Genomic DNA, 17,227 nt, shown 5'->3' on the forward strand with positions numbered 1-17,227 from the left:
CCTCGGTGGATAAATCCAAGAGTCACACGGATCTGTGGCCCCACAATCGTCGTTAAGCGTGCTTATGAATACTGGACAATGGCAATGTCGGGCCGACCGTTTAGGCTGTAGGGGACTGTCAGTAAGAAGGGACCTTCGCATGACCATGACCTTAGGCTGGATCGGTGTTCTGGTATCGATTCCAGTGTGGGCGTTTTTCATCTACCGCGCTGTGCAGATGGTGCGGTTTGTGGCCTCAGGTGGGCCGACGACCATCTCGCGCTTTAACAATTGGGCTAAGCGTTTATGGCGAGTGATCGTGGAGGTCTTCGGGCACACCCATTTCAAAGGAAAGCCACTGGTCAATATCGCGCACTGGGCGGTGATGGTGGGTTTTTTATTTGGCATCATCGTGTGGTTTGAGGCCTATATTCAAACCTTTAACCCGGCCGGTGGTTGGCCGTTTCTGTCTGATTGGAACGTGTATCACTTCCTTGAGGAAGTGCTGGCGCTTGCAACGATTGTGGGCATCCTGTTCTTAATCGGGGTGCGGCTGAAACTGGGCAACTCGGAGCGCAGATCCCGCTTTTTCAATTCCACTGCCTGGCACGCGTACCTGATCGAAGCGATCGTGTTTACCGAGGGCCTGGGTATGCTCTTGGTCAAGGCGGCGAAGATCGCAACATACGGCGGCAACGCCCCGTGGGCTGATTTTGTCAGCGGGCAGATCGCGAAGTTGCTACCTGCCTCACCTGAATTAGTCGCCGTGTTCGCACTGGTCAAGCTGCTTGGCGGCCTCGCATTCGTCCTATTTATCTCACTGAATTTCAACGCAGGTGTGGCATGGCACCGCTTTACCGCATTTTTTAGCATCTTCTTCCAGCGCAATCCCGATGGCAGCAAGGCTTTGGGTAAGGTTTCCACACCGGCGCTTGACGACGAAGACGTGGACCTTGATGCCGCTGTTACTCCTAGCTCGTGGAAGATGCTGCTGGATACAACCGCATGCACAGAATGTGGGCGCTGCCAGGAACTCTGCCCGGCATGGAATACCGAGAAGCCACTGAGCCCAAAAAAGTTCATGCTGGACTTAGGCGAATCGGCGCTCAATAATTACGACTCTCACGCTGGCTTGGATGTGTTATCCATGGCGGGCGAGGTGGACCCAGACGTGCTGTGGTCTTGTACCCACTGCGGTGCCTGTGTGGACCAATGCCCTACCGATATTGAGCACATCGACCACATCACTGACCTGCGCCGGTTCAAAGTGCTTGCAGAAAGTGAATTCCCCTCTGAGCTCACTGGTTTGTTCAAAAATATTGAGACCAAGGGCAACCCCTGGGGGCGCAATAATTCCGAACGCGCCAGCTGGGTTGAGGAGGCCCGCCGCGACGGCCTCGAAGTGCCTGTTGTCGGCGAAGACGTTGACGATTTCTCCGATACCGAATACCTCTTTTGGGTTGGCTGTGCAGGCGCGTACGACGAGCATGGCAAGCGCACCACCCGCGCGGTTGTGGAGTTGCTGGAGACAGCCGGTGTGAAATACGCAGTACTTTCCACCGGCGAGACATGTACCGGTGACCCTGCCCGCCGCGCGGGTAACGAGTACCTGTTCCAGATGCAGGCCGCCCAGAACGTCGATACGCTCAACGCCACCTTCGATGGTGTCCCTGCAGGCCACCGCAAAATCATTACCACCTGCCCGCACTGTTTTAATACGATCCGTAACGAATACCCGGATTTTGATGGCCACTTCGACGTGTTCCACCACACGCAGCTACTGAATCGCCTCGTGCGTGACGGCCGACTGAAGCCTGTGCCACGCGGCCCCGAGAACCGCAAGCCGATCACCTACCACGATCCGTGCTTCCTTGGCCGCCACAATAAAGTGTTCGACCCACCGCGTGAACTGCTGGAATCCACCGGTGTGGAAGTCTCTGAGATGAAGAAGAACCGCGACGAGGCCTTCTGCTGTGGTGCTGGCGGGGCCCGCATGTTCATGGAGGAAAACATCGGCCAGCGTGTTAACGAGTTCCGCACCGAGCAAGCCCTCGAGACCGGCGCCGAAGAGATCGCGACAGCCTGCCCGTTTTGCACCAACATGTTCGACGGCGGGGTCAAGGCGTTGGGGGCTGCGGCGAACCCTCGCGACGTTTCGACCCTGCTGCGTGATTCGGTGCTTATCGACGGCAAACTGCCCTCTCCGTCCGAGAAGGCATTTGTCAACCCGGCGCGTGCTGAGCTGACGATCACGCCGAAACCAAAAGCAAAGCCAAAGCCCGAGGCTCCCGCGGCACCAGCTGCTCCAGCTGCACCAGCGAAGCCAGTGACTCCTGCCGCACCAACACCACCAGCTCCTGCGGCGCCAGCCGCGCCAACTCCGCCGGCTCCTGCCGCGCCAGCTCCTGCCACTCCCCCGCCACCAGCCGCGCCAACTCCGCCAAAGCCTCCTGCCGCCCCCGCGCCTCCACCTCCCCCTGAGGAAGAGTCCTAAGAGACGGCCACTCTTAGCTCAGAATCAGCCTGCCGAAGGCGTCTGGGGATTTGGGCAGAGGTGCGCGAGACAGGACTTTCCAGCTTTCACTGCAAGTACTGGCCCCTTACTGGCGGTTCCCTTTATCCTTGAAGCGGTCTAAGGCATTTTGCGCCAGTCCCATCGCTTCGCCGGTGAGCTGGTCGAACTGCTGCTTGCGTTCGATGCGGCGTTGGGCAGTTTCGTGAGCATGGGCCGCTCGGATTTCACGCATCCGCTGGCGTTCCAATTGGCGTGGGCTAGGCACGTACCACTTAGACGGCCCTACCTTCATCACGTACAAGAGAATAAACACAGTGGGGATAAGAAGGAGAAAAGCCACTCCGGCTCCACTTCCTGTCGCTGCTGTGGTGATAATCATACCGGCGATGGATCCGACGGATATCAACCCCAGCAGCCCAGCTCGTGTTTTTCTCCCGCGCTGGTGTGTTTCTGCGATCTCATTCGCACTATACAGTTCCACACCGCTACCTACTCCGGGTTGGTGGGGGATGTCGCGAAACAGAGGAGCAAGCTCGCCACGGTTGTTCGCGTTGCACACCGCATCAATTCTGCTTTCGTATTCCGGAAGTGTGATCCGCCCTTCTGCAAGGGCACGCCCAAGGGCGCTCATAGCATCTGAGCGTTCATCATCAGACAGGCGCATCTGTGGGTTTATTGGGCGATACGGTTGACACACAGCCCTAAGTATAGATGCGTCTGCCTGAAGTTGTGGATCACTCGAGTGGTGGGCTGGGTCGATACAGCTTCAGACACAAATGCTCTTTTGGGTTGCCAGTTTCTTAAATTTCTTCGGTAAAAGCGAAAACTGGCGACCGAATGTGTCATAGTTCCGCAGAAAACCACCCCCGTGTCAGGATTCCCGCCCATCAATCGTGTTAGTAGTAAATACCCGCTCAACATAGGGAGGCACGGATGCCACGTGAAGATAATCAAAGAGCACGGCGGCTCGTCGATAAGTACGCCGATATGATCCTGCGCCTGGGCGTTTCTTACCTTGGTGACAGGGCCGACGCGGAAGATATCACGCAGGAAACCTTGCTTGCCCTGCTGCATACATCTACGGTTTTCCGTAGCCCCGAGCATGAGAAGGCGTGGGTGTTGCGCACCGCGATTAATCGTTGCAAGGATCAGCTCAAGTCGGCCGCGCACCGCCTGCACGCGGAGTCCAACCCGCATGAGCACCCTTCCACCCACACTCACCCTGAGTCTGCGCCGGTGACGGAGGCGGTGCAGCAGCTGCCCGAGGACCAGCGCATCGCCATCCACCTTTTCTACTACGAGGGTTACTCCGCCACCGAGATCGCGGAGTTGACCGATTCCACCCCTGACGCCATTTACCAGCGCCTGCGCCACGCACGCCGCGCGCTAGCAGCAACTTTGCAAGGAGTTCATCATGCATAAGAGCACGCTTTACGACGAGCACTTGTCCACTTCCCTCACCCAGGAACTGAACCAGGTCCACTTTACTGACCAGGAAAAAGACCAGCTGGTAGCACAGCTTGGTGCTGCTCCACCGCGCAGGTCGCGGCTGCGCGGCGGGTCACGTACCACTAAGGGCCTGGTTGCTGCTTTTGTTGCCGCAGGTCTTGTGGTTGGCGGCGGGGCGGCCTATGCCACTGGCACATTTGAAAGTGTGCAAAATTTTGCCGCTGAGATTTTTGGTGCTGGTGCGGAGCAGTTTGGCACACTTGAGCTGATTGGGCAGCCGCTTGGGGCGTCTGCCAGCGATAATGGCGTAACCATCACAGCTGATGCGGTTACTGGCGATGAGCGTAATGTGGCAATCCGCTACACCATTGCCAAATATGATGGCACGGCTTTTAACAACCTGCCGGACGCATGTGATGATGGAATTCTCCCGCTTGGTTTTAAATCGCACCACACTTATTTTCGGCCCGGGATGAATAGCCAGGATGGTTCTCTCTACTTTATGATGAGGACCCTACCGATAACACTATCCACATGGTGGAACAGTACCGCGTGAGCGGCGACATCGATCTCAATGCGGCTACGGCCGTGGTGGAATTGCAGGACCTGTGGGTTCCGTTTCCAGATGATGTCCTGATTACTGAAGGCTCGTGGAAGTTGAAGTTTAAACTTGACTATCAGCCTATTTCTGTGCCACTGACTATTAATCAGGCACGCGCGCAGTCAGACCCGGAGGTGACCATCACTTCGGCCACGCTATCGCCGCTGGGTGTGAGCGTGGACTATACCGACAGCGCCCCCTTCGACCGCTCCAGTTTGCCGGAGTCTGGCCAGTGGCTGGAAGGCTTAACCCTGCCTGGTGGGTTACCGGAAGCCATCGCCACGCTTTCCGACGGCACCACCCGCGTTCTGGAACAGCAAGGCCAATCATGCGACCTCGACCAGCAACCTAATGTCTGTGTAACCTCCCTGCTGTACGGGGAGATCATCGAACCGGAGCAGGTTGAGTCCATCACTATCGGAACCGCGACGCTGGCACGTTAGCAAACTGACTGGCCCAACAAGCCCTGACCACGCTGCCCCGACCTACTTCTGGCCGGGGCCGCATTCCTGCTTAGCTCACGCTTAGTTCATGCTCAACGTTGCAAATGTGGCACAATAACGCCCATGGTTGATGCGCACACAGAGCACACAGATACGCACTCTAAGGACCCCGGCACCCCTGTTCGTCGTCAAGCGCGACGCGTATTCGGCGAAGCGAAAAAGCTCCAAGGGGTGGCGTATGACATCCGCGGCGAGGTCACGGCCGAGGCGGAGCGTATGGAGCTGGACGGGCACACCATCCTGAAGCTGAACACGGGCAACCCGGCAAGTTTCGGTTTCGAGGCGCCGGACGTGATCATGCGCGACATGATTGCGGCGCTGCCAACATCGCAGGGCTACACCACGTCGAAGGGCATCATCCCGGCGCGTCGTGCGGTGGTGACGCGTTATGAGCTTATCGACGATTTCCCTCGCTTCGATGTGGATGACGTGTACTTGGGCAATGGTGTGTCCGAGTTGATCTCGATGGTCACCCAGGCGCTGCTCAATGATGGTGATGAGGTGCTGATCCCGGCGCCGGACTACCCGCTGTGGACGGCGTCTGTGTCGCTGTCGGGTGGCACGCCGGTGCACTACATGTGTGATGAGGAGGATGGGTGGAACCCGTCGCTGGAGGACATCCGCTCCAAGATCACTGACAACACGAAGGCGATCGTGGTGATCAACCCGAACAACCCCACGGGTGCTGTGTACTCGCGTGAGGTGCTGGAGGGCATCGCGGACATTGCGCGCGAGTTCGACCTGATGATTCTTGCCGACGAGATCTACGACCGCATTCTTTACGACGGTGCCCAGCACATCTCCATGGCGGAAGTGGCCCCCGACGTGATCACGGTGACGTTCAATGGCCTGTCCAAGGCGTATCGTGTGGCGGGCTACCGCGCGGGCTGGGCGATCATTACTGGTCCGAAGCGCTACGCGAAGGGCTTCATCGAAGGCCTTGAGCTGCTGTCGGGGACGCGCCTGTGCGCGAATGTGCCTGGTCAGCACGCGATCCAGGTGGCGCTTGGTGGGCACCAGTCCATTTATGGGCTCACCGGCGAGGGCGGCCGCCTGCTGAAGCAGCGCAACGTTGCGGTGGAGAAGCTGCGCGAGATCCCGGGAGTGTCCGTGGTGGAGCCGATGGGTGCGCTGTACTGCTTCCCGCGGCTGGATCCTGAGGTGCACGACATTCACGACGACGAAAAGTTCGCTCTCGATCTGTTGCGCGCCGAGAAGATTCTGCTGGTGCAGGGCACCGGTTTCAACATGCCGGACAATCAGCACTTCCGCTTGGTGACGTTGCCGTGGGCATCCCAGCTGGAAAATGCGATTGAGCGCATGGGCAACTTCCTGGCGAGCTACCACCAATAACATGGGACGCCACGCTGCGAAGGAGCCTTCGTCGTCACGCTCCCCGTTCCGTGTTGGCCTGTTGTCGAGCCTGGGTGTGGCCCTGATCGCCACGCTGATCGGCCTGGTACTGCTCTGGCCGCCGTCGACACCGCCGAATGTTGCGCCGGAGTTTTCCTCCACGTTTGCGCTGAACCATCCGCAGGTGAAGGGCACGATTGAGCTTGTCGACGATCGCCAGTGCAGCTCGCCTTCTACGGGGCAGGCGTTTGAGGAATCACCGGAGATCGTGCGCAACGTGCCTGGTGAGGAATGTCAGCGGGCGCTCGTGCGCATCACCAATGGCGTTAATAAGGGGAAGCGGACAGCATTGGTGAGTCACCCGGTGCCTGGTAATCCCACCTTCGAGGAGGGCGATAAGATCCGCATGATCGAGTCGACCCAACCGGATGGCTCGAAGCACTACTCCTTTGCGGATTATCAGCGCACTCCCGTGCTGATTGCGTGGGCCGTGGTGGTGGCCCTGGTGGTTGTGGCTTTCGCCTGGTGGCGGGGGCTGCGCGCGCTGGTGGGTATTGCGGTGTCGCTGCTGGTTATTGTTGTGTTCTTGCTGCCGGCGCTGCTGCATGGCGGGTCGGCGGTGCCGCTAGCGGTGGTCGCTGGTGCGGCGATCATGTTCATCACGGTGCCCTTGGTGCACGGGCTGAACTGGAAGTCCGCCTCCACGCTTGGGGGAACGCTGATTGCGCTGGGTTTGGCGGCCTGGCTTGCAGACCTAGCGATCAGGACCACCGGCCTGCGTGGGCTTGGCGACGACGACAACCTCACCATCTTGCTCTACCTACCGGATGTCTCTATCACCGGTTTGATGCTGTGCGGTTTCATCATCGGCGCGCTGGGTGGGCTGAACGACGTCTCCATCTCCCAAGCCTCCACCGTCAACGAACTGGCAGAGGCCGACCCGGGCTTAAGCCCCTGGCAGCTGTTTACCTCCGCGATGCGGGTGGGCCAGGACCACATCGCCTCCATGGTCTACACCCTGGTGCTGACCTATGTGGGCACCGCACTTCCGCTGTTGCTACTGGTCACGGTGTCGGAGGCGTCCTGGGTGCAGGTGCTCACCAACGATATTGTCGCCACCGAGCTGCTGCGCTCCGCTGTGGGTGCTTTGGGCTTGACGTTGGCGGTGCCGGTGACCACCCTGATTGCCGCGTGGACGGTGCGGCCGGCTGCTCGTCGTTAAGCGACAACCGTACCGTCGGGAAGCTTCACCTCGATGGTGGAATCCCCGGTGATATAAAACCCAACACCCAGTTCGCGCGCGAGCTGGCGGGCCGTCTCCTCCGCATCCGGGGCGTTGATGCGCGCCCACACGAAATCGCTGGCCACGAAATACTTCGTGCCGTCCCAACCGGGCGTGGGCTGGTACCGGGCCAGCAGCGTTTCGTACCAGCGGGTGAGCATCGGGGTGGTGGCGCCGGAATCGTCATCAAACTCTGCTGCAAGGTCGAACCAGTGCAGAAAATCCTGGATGTCGCTGTGGGGGACTTGGTCCAGATCAAAAGCCACGTAGGCACGTCCAACGCTCATGGTGAGCCATCTTAGCCCCGCAGCCCGATTCTTACAGCGAACGGCCCAGCGCCCACACCTGCCAGCCGGCGTCCTGCCACGCCTGCACCGGCAGCACGTTCCGTCCATCGAGGATGCGAGCGTGTTCCACCAGCTCACGGGCGCGGACCGGGTCCAGCTCCTTGAACTCGGCCCACTCGGTGGCCAGGATTACCAGCTGGGCGCCCTCCAGGGCATCCTCGGTGCTCTCCGCGTAGTCCAAGGTGGGGAAGTTTTTGGCGGCGTTGCCCATGGCCTGTGGGTCATAGACCTTCACCGCGGCACCTGCCAGGGACAGCTGGCCCGCCACCGCCAGGGCTGGAGAATCGCGCACGTCGTCCGAATTCGGTTTGAACGCCGCGCCCAGCACCGTGATGCGATGCCCCAGCAAGCCGCCCAAGATTTCGCGGGACATTTCCACCACGCGGTCGCGGCGGCGCATATTAATCGCGTCGACCTCGCGCAGGAAGGTCAGCGCCTGGTCGGCGCCCAGCTCGCCGGCGCGGGCCATGAAGGCGCGGATATCTTTTGGCAGACAACCACCACCGAAACCGAGGCCTGCGCCTAAAAATTTGCGGCCAATTCGGTCGTCATAACCGATGGCGTCCGCCAGCTGAGTCACGTCCGCGCCTGCGGCCTCACAGACCTCGCTGACGGCGTTGATGAAGGAGATCTTGGTGGCCAAGAATGCGTTCGCGGAGACCTTCACCAGCTCAGCGGTGGCCAGGTCGGTGACCAAGAAAGGCGTGTCATTCTCTAACGGGGAGGCGTAGATCTCGCGGGCGACCTCGTCGGCACGCGATCCCTCCCGAATGCCCAACACGATGCGGTCCGGCTCAATCGTGTCCTTGACAGCGTAGCCTTCGCGCAGGAATTCGGGATTCCAAGCGATTTCCACAGTCGTGCCCGGTGCGGAGAGCTCGTCGGCACGCTCCTGCAAAGCGGCAGCGGTGCCGACGGGGACGGTGGACTTGCCGAAGATGATGTGCTCGCCCTTCAGCAGGGGCACCAGTGATTCGATAACGGCGAACACGTATGAGGTGTCCGCGGCGTAAGAGCCGCGCTGCTGCGGGGTGCCCACGCCCAGGAAGTGGATATTGGCGAACTCGGCGGCGCGCGCGTAGTCAGTGGTGAAGTCAAGGCGCCCAGCGGACAGGTTGCGCTCGAGGACCTCCGGCAGGCCCGGTTCATAAAACGGCACGCGGCCGGCGGCCAGCTCGTCGATCTTGTGCTGGTCCACGTCCACGCCGAGCACCTCGTGGCCCAGTTCTGCCATGCATGCGGCGTGGGTGGCGCCTAAGTATCCAGTTCCAATGACTGCCATCTTCATGCCAGCCATTATTGCCCACCTGGCGCAGTTTGGCAGGGCGAGCTACGGGCCACTACTGGTCGCGGAAGTTCAGGTAGTACTTCGACGGGGTCGGGCCACGCTGGCCCTGATACTTCGAGCCCAGCGCCCCGGTCCCGTACGGCACTTCCGCCGGCGAGGACATCTGGAACAGCGCCAGCTGGCCCACCTTCATGCCGGGATACAGCACGATCGGCAAATTGGCCACATTCGACAGCTCGAGGGTGATGTATCCGGAAAAGCCGGGGTCGATGAAGCCTGCCGTCGAGTGCGTGAGCAGCCCCAGGCGGCCTAACGACGATTTCCCCTCCAAACGCCCCGCCAAATGTGCAGGGAGGGTGAACTTCTCAAACGTGGCACCCAGCACGAACTCGCCGGGGTGTAAGACGAAGGCCTCGTCGTCAGGCACCTCCACCAGCGTGGTCAGGTCTTCCATCTCCCGCTTCGGGTCGATGTGCGTGTAGCGCGAGTTATTGAACACGCGGAAATATTTGTCCAAGCGCACGTCCACGCTGGAGGGTTGGACCAAGGCCTCGTCGTAAGGCTCGATGCCGAGGTCGCCGGAGCTGATGGCGTCGCGAATGTCATGGTCAGAAAGAATCACAAGGTCCAGTCTACGGCAGGGCCATTTTCGCGTGGCCAGGACCGAGTGCTAAACTCTCCTACATTGCCGGCGTAGTTTAGTGGTAGAACATCAGCTTCCCAAGCTGAGAGTGCGAGTTCGATTCTCGTCGCCGGCTCCATGTGATCAGTAGGCCTCACCGGCCTAGAACAGTGTTCTAGGCCGGTGAGGCCTTCTTCGTGGGCGGGTGGTGTTCCGGAGTGTTGGTAGGGCCTGCTCGGCTTGGTACGCCGCGCCGCAGGCTTTCACATAAGTAACTAAACCTTCGGATGCTTCGAGCTATCTTTCCTCAGCACCACGGGGGTTGATTTTAGGGGTTAACAATCTTCACTAGATCTTCACCTAGAGCTGTGGCGTAGCAATGACATTGCCATTATCTTGGCAACTGTTGATTAACGCTGCCAACCACGTAAACGTCCGGGAGTGCCCCTCACAAAATCAAGGATTCGAACCATGCTCACCGCTATCGTCGTAGCCGAAATGGCATTTTGGGTCTGCCTGTTCCTAGGGTCGCCATTCGGTACGGTCTAAAACTTCCCAAGCTCGGGATCGCGTTCCTCATCGCAACGCCGTTGATTGACCTAGTACTTCTAGGTTTTTCTTACGTATCTCTCCGCGAGACAGGTCAAGCACAATTTATGCATGGCTTCGCCGCATTCTACATTGCATTTTCTATCGTATTCGGGCGTGACATCATCAACGCGATGGACCGTCGATTCTCGCACACAGCATCAGGACGGGTCTCCGAAAGTGACAGTCGTGACAATTTGAAAAAATGTGTCATCGCGTGCGCCATCACTGCCGTCCTTCTTCTATCCGGAATGGTAGTCGCCGGACTCGATGGAAGCTTTTGGCTCGTTTACTGGATTATTGTCGTGGTTTTTATGCCCATCATGTGGTGGGGGTTCGACCGATTCCTGCAGCGACACAAGGGTGCGAAGAGCAACTAGCATCTCGACGATAAGCCTTAAGACTTACGCCATTCCCGAATGCTTGCTCGAAAGTTTTCATGGTCGGAGCCATTCAATTTGATAGAGATATTCACAGTTATCCCCTAAATAATTGTGCTCGATTTAACAGGGAAACAATATGGCCGTACTATTAGTTGCTGGGCACAGGTATCGCGAAAGGTTCGCGTAACCATTCATTTGGAGAAAGAGTGCTATGACTAACCAATCCACTCGGGTGGAGCCGCCCGTGGCATATGAGCCACGACAGCTCGAACCCTTTGAGTTCCGGGAGGAGACCATCGCGAAGTGGTCTCCTCTACTTGTGAAGCTGACGTGGGCTGCCATCATTATTGGCGCCATCGTCGGCATGATCTTCTTCTGGGGCGTCGGCGACGTATTCGGCCAGGACGTGGGCACCCTCGTGTGGGTGTTGACCATGGGTCTTGCCACCGCGTTGATGTTCCTTCGCCAACTGATGCTGGCGGAAAGGGAGTAACACAACCATGTTGATGCAAGGCATTACTTACAACACCACCATGGGCCTGATCGTGGGCATTATCATGATCCTGGTTCCCATCTTCATGCAGTCCGCTGCGACCCGCACCGGACGCTCTATCTCCGGTTTTGGCTGGGCATTCGTCTTCCTCGGCGCGTTCCTGGGCATCACCGGTATGCACATGACTTTGACGTGGCCGCTCGAGCAGATCGAGGGCGCATTCTGCTGTGCCGTCGATAACGTCACCTTCGGTGAGCCTGCTGCGTTCTACGGCATCCTCACCTTCATCGCGGGTATTGCAATCATCCGCGCTGAGGAGAAGGCTGACCAGGGCCTGCGCGCGCTTGACCTCGTCGCCACGCTTCGTCCGCTGCTGTACGTCGCTGCAATTGGCGGCTTCGGCCTGATCCTGTTCGGCATCGCTGGCCTGCACTTCGGCCAGTGGCGCCCGCCGGGCATTGAACCGGTGGCCCGACTACTTGAAGGCCAGCTGATCGAACCGCTCATGGTGTTCTCCATGTACGTGGGCACCGGCGTGGTTGCGCTGCTGTCGCCTTTCGCGGTGACCAGCAAGAAGGTCAACAAAATCTTCACCGTGCTGATCTGGTTCTTCGGCATGATGTGGATCGTGCTTGGCCTGACACTGTTCTACGGCCACGTGGGCTTCTTCCCATACGCCTACAACCAGCCTGAGCAGTACCCGGACACGCTCGTGTTCCCGTGGGAGTAGGGTAACTGCGTTACCGACTTTTGAGCCGGCTTGCGATTGAGTTCGTATGCCGGCTTTTTACATCTTTCTTGAAGTGCGCACATTGCCGACGAGTGACTTGGGGTTGTCCGCGTGACCACCAGCAGTCAGCATTAACCTAGAGAATGACTGCCCGATAGTTGATCGACCCGTTCCTACCTTGTGATAGCTTGCGCGGATCATCCACATCGTCTGCTTTGAACTGGGAGCCACGTTTGAATTGATCCGAATAGGATTGCTGAAAAGTGATCCATAAAAACCGCGTTTCCACTCCCGCCAGATCAATATCTACGCCATCAAAATGCCACATCAACGACGCCATGTAATCAGCAATTGCACGACCACCCTTGAGCTGAAGCACAACGTCTGTTGCGTGACCGCCCGTCGTTCCTAACTTAAGCTCGATAAACGTTAGGAGATGATTAATGGGATCAACTAACAGATAGTCGCATCGCCGACCATAGGGCTTTCCTCCCCCAGTCTGAACAAAGGCCCTGTTTAGATCGAAAGAATCCAGCTTAACCGCTATCAAGGACTCTGGCACGTCGGTAAGCCGGACGAAACGTTCCCCCTTTTTGTCATCCACCTCGCTTAAGTGAATGTGGTACTGCCCTTGGGATCGACCTGTGGCCTCCGCCAGCACCACATCATCCGGCTGGATCACCTCTACTATGCGCTTAGCAAAGCGCTCGACTTTAGCCACCCCACACGACCTCGTCGAAAAGCCTATTTTGCCGAGCAATAGTCCCGTCAAAGAAAGGGGTGTGGATGCCCTTGTGGGGCGAAACCTCAGCTTTCTTCAGAGACGAAACGCCATCCTGCAATTCCGAATATCCCACTCGAATGTCGTCGGGGTTCAGACTAGCTACGCCTTGGTACTCCTCAGGCCATTCCTCCTTCGAATCCAGCACAGTAAGGATAGACAGCTCTCGAAGGAGGTAGTCACTGTGAGTAGTCAAGAAAACACTTACTCCAGCGTCTACCAAACGAACGAGCAACCGCGCCATGAGAACCTGGTTATCTGGGTGGAGGTTTAGTTCCGGTTCATCGATCACAATCCACGCTCCAGGCCGCGCGTGCCAGGTGACAAACTCGGCTAGCTCAAAAAGGGACCTAGCGGTACTCGAAGTGGACGACATTGGTAGGTGTACATCACTGTCCTTGGGCGCAAAAGTATAACTGCCGTCCTCGAAATGGAATTGCCCACCTGACATGCGATGAATCAGGTCGATCATTTTTCCTGCTTCAGGCACCGGTTTCATAAAAGCACGGAAGTTCTTATCCTGTAAACGTCGGAATTGATCGAGATTATCCTCCACAGCTGAGGGCCAAGGAGTGGTTGAAAGCTCGGCAGCGGTACCACCGTTGGTCACTCGGAACTTTTCCACCATTTCAGAGCGACCGTAATCAATGTCCGACTGAAACGTGTACAACCCAACCCGCTCAGAGGTCAGGACGTAGGGCATCCGCGACGGCCACGCCGCGAGAAGACCAAGAAGTCGCTGCACAAACCCGCACATGTATTCCTCCGCCGAACTGTCATTTCCAGGCTGGTCTGTATCCAGACGATTGGATTGTTTGGTCAGGGTGATGTCCGGATCATCCGCATCGCTGATCTGGAGGTTCAGGCTGAAGTTACCGAAATTAGTCCCAGGGATATACTGTCCGCTCTTTATCCGTTGAAGAGCGGTCCCGAGAAGCTCCCCTTCTTCAGGCACAAACCTGATTGACTCTTTGCTAGTTCCACGATCGATGCCTCGTAGACCAGCCTCGAGAGCTGCTTCAAATGAAAGATGGAAAAAATCAGCAAGCTCAGAGAGCTTGACCGACGACCTACCCACTGCTGAAAGTTCTTCCGCCATCGTCCGAGTGACAGACTCATCAACGGGTGAGAAAAAACCAACACTGTTAGGCCAAGTGGTTGCTTTGAGCGCCGAATACACAGCATGCGCAAGATAGGTTTTGCCGGAACTGTTTGGCCCGGCAAGAACATTGAGTTTTCGCAAATCCCAGGAAGCCTGCTTTATCGGCCCTAGATTTTCCACGTGTATGCGCATGTGCTCAGATTAACACTGACAAAACGTACTTCAGCGGGTACAACCATATCCAGCGGTTATACGCTTGACTGTTGTAACGCTTAAGATCGCACGTCGCGTTCAGGGAACCATCAGAGTCCCGGGGCGCGAAAAACTCGCACTCCCACCAAACATGCAGGTCGTTTACATGTTGAGCGATTACACATAGGAAGTTGGACGTGACCAATTCCTGTCGCCGTCGACCGCTTGCGCCTTGTGTGCTCGGTGACTACAGTCTCCAACAAGATAACAATTTGATTACGAGATTTATACTCTTATCATTTATTAAGTAATGTCTAGATTCGGTCCCTGCGGGACCGCGTGACACTTTGAGAAGAACCCTGAAGAGAGAAGGCCCCATGCGTCTGAACACTCGACCTACCGCCGGAGGCAAGCACCGCAAGGTTACCCCTTCCCGTACCAAGGGTCGCGTCGCACTTGTTGCTGCAGTCGCATCCACGGTGTCGTCGGCCGGCATTGGCGCCGCTGCTGCTGCCACACTGAGCGAGAAGGCAGACACCGGCGTTGACTTGGTCAACGACGCGGAAGATACCTCGGTTGACGCGTTCGCCGAGGAAACCACGCCTCAAATCCTGACGATTAGCGAGTACAAGCCAGCACATGACTTGGACGGCCAGCTTGGCAAGGCTGTGGAGTACAACAACCAGCGCGCCGCTGAGGCTCAGGCAGAAGCGGATCGTCTTGCTGCAGAGGCGGCTGCCGCCGAGCAGGCCGCGGCTGCGGAGGCTGAGAAGGCTCGCCTAGAAGCAGCTGGAATCACGACTGATTTCATTACCGGCGCGGCAGTTGTCAAGCCAGCTCAAGGCGTGTTCACCTCGGGCTTTGGCCCGCGCTGGGGAACGATGCACTCTGGGGTCGACATCGCGAATGCGGTGGGCACTCCGATCCTTGCGGCCATGGCTGGCACGGTCATCGATTCGGGCCCGGCGCAGGGCTACGGCCAGTGGATCCGCATTCAGCACGACGATGGCTCGATGACTATTTATGGCCACATGGAGACGCTGAACGTTTCCGTCGGTCAGCGCGTTGCAGCTGGCCAGCAGATCGCCGGTATGGGTAACCGTGGTTTTTCCACCGGTTCCCACCTGCACTTTGAGTACCACCCGTCGGGCAACGGTGCGGTGGACCCAGTGCCGTGGTTCGCGGCCAACGGCATCAGCCTCTAGACCTGACTGACTGCGTGCGCTGCGCGTACCAACCCCAGGTGTGAGAACGCCTGGGGATAGTTGCCTGCTAGGCGGCCGTGTTCGGGGGAGTACTCTTCGGCGAAGAGGCCAAGCGGGCTGCCCACTGCTAGGACGCGGTCCATCTTCTCCACGGCATCCTCTACCCTGCCCGATTTGGCGTACTGTTCGATCAGCCAGAAAGAGCACATCAGGAAGGGGTATTCAGAGCCTTCCAAACCATCAGACCCGGTGCCAGTGACGTAGCGGTGAAGGAAACCGGCGTCGTCGATAAGCTCCTGCTCAACGCGCTCAACGGTGGCCAGCATTTTCGGATCGGTGTAGTCCACGAATCCGATCTGGGCCAGCTGCAGCAGGGAGGCATCCACTTCGGTGTTGTCGTAGCGCTGGGTGAAGAATCCGAGTTCTTCGTTGTAGCCGCGGGTCATGATTTCGTCGTAAAGCTTGTCGCGCAGCTCGCGCCACCGGTCGACGGGCCCGTCGAAGCCGTGCTTTTCCACGGCCTTGATGCCGCGGTCGAAGGCGGCCCACATCATGGCGCGGCCGTGGGTGAACATGCCTGGTTCGCTGCGCATTTCCCAGATGCCGTAGTCGGGTGTGTCGAAGTTGTCCTCTTGGTACTCCAGGAGTGCTTTCTGTAGCTTCCAGGTGAATTCGTCTTCTTCGATGCCGGCGTCGCGCAGCATTTCCAGCGCGATCATCACTTCGCCTACCACGTCGGCTTGGAACTGCTCAGACGCGCCGTTGCCGATGCGAACCGGCCTGGAGTCTTCGTAGCCGCTGAGGTGGTCCAGCTCAAGCTCCGGCAGGTGCCGCTCGCCGCGCAGCCCGTACATGATGCGCAGTTGGCTGGTGTCGCCGGCGATGGCGCGCAACAGCCAGTCCCGCCACTCCCCTGCGCGGTCGTGGAAACCGGACTGGACGAGCACCTCGATGGTCAGGGCGGAATCGCGCAGCCACACGTAGCGGTAGTCCCAGTTGCGCTCGCCGCCGAACTCTTCGGGCAGGGAGGTGGTGGGGGCTGCGACGATGCCGCCGGTCACCGAGTCCGTCAGCGCGCGCAGCACAAGCAGGGAACGGCGCACATCGTCGGAATACTTGCCCACCGTCTCCAGGCCGCCGATCCAGTCCCTCCAGAACTTCGTGGTGGACTCCAGCGCCTGGGAGTAGTCGGGGGAGTCGGGTTTGTCCTCATAGGACGGCGCCCACAGCATGACCCATTGCAGGGTCTCTCCTTCGCTCAGGTGGAAGCTGTTGACGTGGTGTCCGTGTTCCTCGTCGTGCTCCAAGCGCGGCCCGCGGATATAGACGGCGTCGGGGCCTGCGACGGCCAGCATTTCCTCCACCCCGTCGCCGTCCACGTCCGCGTAGCGCACGAAGGGTACGGCCTGGCCGTAGTGGAAGCGCGTCCTGATGGCCACGTTCACGTCTACTTCGCCGGAGAGGCATTCGACGCGGCGCAGCAGGTCAGCGTTCTGGAAGAAAACCCCGCCGGTACCAACGGGCATGAAGTCGGTCACGCGGGCGGTTCCGGTGTCTGATTCCCACGTGGTTTCCAGGATGAAGGTGTCTTCGCGGTAGCCCCAGTCGGTGACTTTCCCACCTGAGACGGTGATGGTCCAGTGTCCGTTGTCGGTGTCGCCGAGGAGCCGGGCGAACATCGCCTGTGAGTCGAAGCGTGGCATGCACAGCCAGTCGACTGAGCCGCCCCGGCTGACCAGGGCTGCGGTATTGGTGTCGGACAAGAGCGCGTACTGTTCCAGCGGAGTTGAAGCCATGTCACCCACTCTAGGGAA

At 58.6% G+C, this 17,227-nt stretch carries 16 protein-coding genes and 1 tRNA gene; 10 read left to right on the forward strand and 7 right to left on the reverse strand.

The genetic code is table 11. The annotated features are described in order from the left end of the window. The first annotated feature begins 139 nt into the window (after positions 1-139). Positions 140-2,473 carry a (Fe-S)-binding protein gene (locus B097_RS12825; protein WP_018582293.1) on the forward strand — a complete coding sequence of 778 codons (2,334 nt, stop codon included), beginning with the start codon at positions 140-142 and terminating at the stop codon, positions 2,471-2,473. Positions 2,474-2,579: 106 nt separating this feature from the next. Here the strand turns inward: B097_RS12825 and B097_RS0109505 are convergent, their stop codons facing one another. Next, positions 2,580-3,158, reverse strand: coding sequence for a DUF1707 SHOCT-like domain-containing protein (locus tag B097_RS0109505; RefSeq protein WP_026254438.1), 579 nt, complete (start codon positions 3,156-3,158; stop codon positions 2,580-2,582). Positions 3,159-3,427: 269 nt separating this feature from the next. Here B097_RS0109505 and B097_RS0109510 point away from each other — a divergent pair, with 269 nt between their 5' ends. From B097_RS0109510 to B097_RS0109530, 5 genes are all read left to right on the forward strand, one after another. Beyond that, a complete protein-coding gene (locus tag B097_RS0109510) occupies positions 3,428-3,916 on the forward strand; it encodes an RNA polymerase sigma factor (protein WP_026254439.1) in 489 nt (162 codons plus the stop codon). Then, complete coding sequence (locus B097_RS0109515; RefSeq protein WP_026254440.1) at positions 3,909-4,499, forward strand: DUF4179 domain-containing protein; 591 nt, start codon at positions 3,909-3,911, stop codon at positions 4,497-4,499. The genes B097_RS0109510 and B097_RS0109515 overlap by 8 nt, the downstream gene beginning before the upstream one ends. Next, the gene (locus B097_RS0109520; protein WP_026254441.1) at positions 4,478-4,987 is read left to right on the forward strand and encodes a hypothetical protein; all 510 of its coding nucleotides are present in this window, start codon (positions 4,478-4,480) and stop codon (positions 4,985-4,987) included. Before B097_RS0109515 ends, B097_RS0109520 begins: the two co-directional genes overlap by 22 nt. Before the next feature lie 123 nt (positions 4,988-5,110). Beyond that, on the forward strand, positions 5,111-6,400 hold the full coding sequence (locus B097_RS0109525; protein WP_018582296.1) for a pyridoxal phosphate-dependent aminotransferase: 1,290 nt from the start codon (positions 5,111-5,113) through the stop codon (positions 6,398-6,400). 1 nt (position 6,401) lies between these two features. Beyond that, positions 6,402-7,622 (forward strand): YibE/F family protein, encoded by a 1,221-nt coding sequence (locus B097_RS0109530; protein WP_018582297.1) that lies wholly within the window; start codon positions 6,402-6,404, stop codon positions 7,620-7,622. On the opposite strand, the gene B097_RS0109535 is transcribed toward B097_RS0109530, so the two are convergent. Genes B097_RS0109535 through dcd form a run of 3 tightly spaced genes read right to left on the reverse strand, consistent with a single transcriptional unit; the run spans position 7,619 to position 9,939 of the window. Further along, complete coding sequence (locus B097_RS0109535; protein ID WP_018582298.1) at positions 7,619-7,969, reverse strand: hypothetical protein; 351 nt, start codon at positions 7,967-7,969, stop codon at positions 7,619-7,621. The genes B097_RS0109530 and B097_RS0109535 overlap by 4 nt on opposite strands. Positions 7,970-8,000: 31 nt before the next feature. Then, complete coding sequence (locus tag B097_RS0109540) at positions 8,001-9,317, reverse strand: UDP-glucose dehydrogenase family protein (RefSeq protein ID WP_026254442.1); 1,317 nt, start codon at positions 9,315-9,317, stop codon at positions 8,001-8,003. Between the two features lie 52 nt (positions 9,318-9,369). Further along, the gene (dcd, locus tag B097_RS0109545) at positions 9,370-9,939 is read right to left on the reverse strand and encodes a dCTP deaminase (RefSeq protein WP_018582300.1); all 570 of its coding nucleotides are present in this window, start codon (positions 9,937-9,939) and stop codon (positions 9,370-9,372) included. A 65-nt stretch (positions 9,940-10,004) separates the two neighbouring features. On the opposite strand from dcd, the gene B097_RS0109550 reads away from it, so the two are divergent. From B097_RS0109550 to B097_RS12835, 3 genes are all read left to right on the forward strand, one after another. Beyond that, positions 10,005-10,078: transfer RNA gene (locus B097_RS0109550), tRNA-Gly, on the forward strand. Between the two features lie 1,043 nt (positions 10,079-11,121). Next, the gene (locus tag B097_RS0109560) at positions 11,122-11,403 is read left to right on the forward strand and encodes a hypothetical protein (RefSeq protein WP_018582302.1); all 282 of its coding nucleotides are present in this window, start codon (positions 11,122-11,124) and stop codon (positions 11,401-11,403) included. 13 nt (positions 11,404-11,416) lie between these two features. Further along, entirely contained in the window at positions 11,417-12,133 is a 717-nt protein-coding gene (locus B097_RS12835) for a DUF981 family protein (protein ID WP_211216847.1), read from the forward strand. A 136-nt stretch (positions 12,134-12,269) separates the two neighbouring features. On the opposite strand, the gene B097_RS0109570 is transcribed toward B097_RS12835, so the two are convergent. Both B097_RS0109570 and B097_RS0109575 read right to left on the reverse strand, forming a co-directional pair. Continuing rightward, positions 12,270-12,854 carry a hypothetical protein gene (locus B097_RS0109570; protein ID WP_018582304.1) on the reverse strand — a complete coding sequence of 195 codons (585 nt, stop codon included), beginning with the start codon at positions 12,852-12,854 and terminating at the stop codon, positions 12,270-12,272. Next, positions 12,847-14,208: an AAA family ATPase gene (locus B097_RS0109575; RefSeq protein ID WP_081618044.1), complete on the reverse strand. Its 1,362-nt coding sequence runs from the start codon at positions 14,206-14,208 to the stop codon at positions 12,847-12,849. The genes B097_RS0109570 and B097_RS0109575 overlap by 8 nt, the downstream gene beginning before the upstream one ends. A 377-nt stretch (positions 14,209-14,585) precedes the next feature. Here B097_RS0109575 and B097_RS0109580 point away from each other — a divergent pair, with 377 nt between their 5' ends. After that, positions 14,586-15,413, forward strand: coding sequence for a M23 family metallopeptidase (locus B097_RS0109580; RefSeq protein WP_018582306.1), 828 nt, complete (start codon positions 14,586-14,588; stop codon positions 15,411-15,413). Here B097_RS0109580 and B097_RS0109585 read toward each other — a convergent pair. Further along, complete coding sequence (locus B097_RS0109585; RefSeq protein WP_018582307.1) at positions 15,410-17,209, reverse strand: glycoside hydrolase family 15 protein; 1,800 nt, start codon at positions 17,207-17,209, stop codon at positions 15,410-15,412. The genes B097_RS0109580 and B097_RS0109585 overlap by 4 nt on opposite strands. Positions 17,210-17,227: the final 18 nt, after the last annotated feature.

The sequence above is a fragment of the Corynebacterium pilosum DSM 20521 = CIP 103422 genome, assembly GCF_000373805.1.
GTDB classification, from domain to species: Bacteria; Actinomycetota; Actinomycetes; order Mycobacteriales; family Mycobacteriaceae; genus Corynebacterium; species Corynebacterium pilosum.

Coding starts and splice junctions, on each gene's coding strand:
- B097_RS0109520 (WP_026254441.1), top strand. CDS start 4,478: ATGGTGGAACAGTACCGCGTGAGCGGCGACATCGATCTCAATGCGGCT.
- B097_RS12825 (WP_018582293.1), top strand. CDS start 140: ATGACCATGACCTTAGGCTGGATCGGTGTTCTGGTATCGATTCCAGTG.
- B097_RS0109560 (WP_018582302.1), top strand. CDS start 11,122: ATGACTAACCAATCCACTCGGGTGGAGCCGCCCGTGGCATATGAGCCA.
- B097_RS0109505 (WP_026254438.1), bottom strand. CDS start 3,158: ATGCGCCTGTCTGATGATGAACGCTCAGATGCTATGAGCGCCCTTGGG.
- B097_RS0109540 (WP_026254442.1), bottom strand. CDS start 9,317: ATGAAGATGGCAGTCATTGGAACTGGATACTTAGGCGCCACCCACGCC.
- B097_RS0109535 (WP_018582298.1), bottom strand. CDS start 7,969: ATGAGCGTTGGACGTGCCTACGTGGCTTTTGATCTGGACCAAGTCCCC.
- B097_RS0109575 (WP_081618044.1), bottom strand. CDS start 14,208: ATGCGCATACACGTGGAAAATCTAGGGCCGATAAAGCAGGCTTCCTGG.
- B097_RS0109580 (WP_018582306.1), top strand. CDS start 14,586: ATGCGTCTGAACACTCGACCTACCGCCGGAGGCAAGCACCGCAAGGTT.
- B097_RS0109515 (WP_026254440.1), top strand. CDS start 3,909: ATGCATAAGAGCACGCTTTACGACGAGCACTTGTCCACTTCCCTCACC.
- B097_RS12835 (WP_211216847.1), top strand. CDS start 11,417: ATGCAAGGCATTACTTACAACACCACCATGGGCCTGATCGTGGGCATT.
- B097_RS0109510 (WP_026254439.1), top strand. CDS start 3,428: ATGCCACGTGAAGATAATCAAAGAGCACGGCGGCTCGTCGATAAGTAC.
- B097_RS0109585 (WP_018582307.1), bottom strand. CDS start 17,209: ATGGCTTCAACTCCGCTGGAACAGTACGCGCTCTTGTCCGACACCAAT.
- B097_RS0109525 (WP_018582296.1), top strand. CDS start 5,111: ATGGTTGATGCGCACACAGAGCACACAGATACGCACTCTAAGGACCCC.
- B097_RS0109530 (WP_018582297.1), top strand. CDS start 6,402: ATGGGACGCCACGCTGCGAAGGAGCCTTCGTCGTCACGCTCCCCGTTC.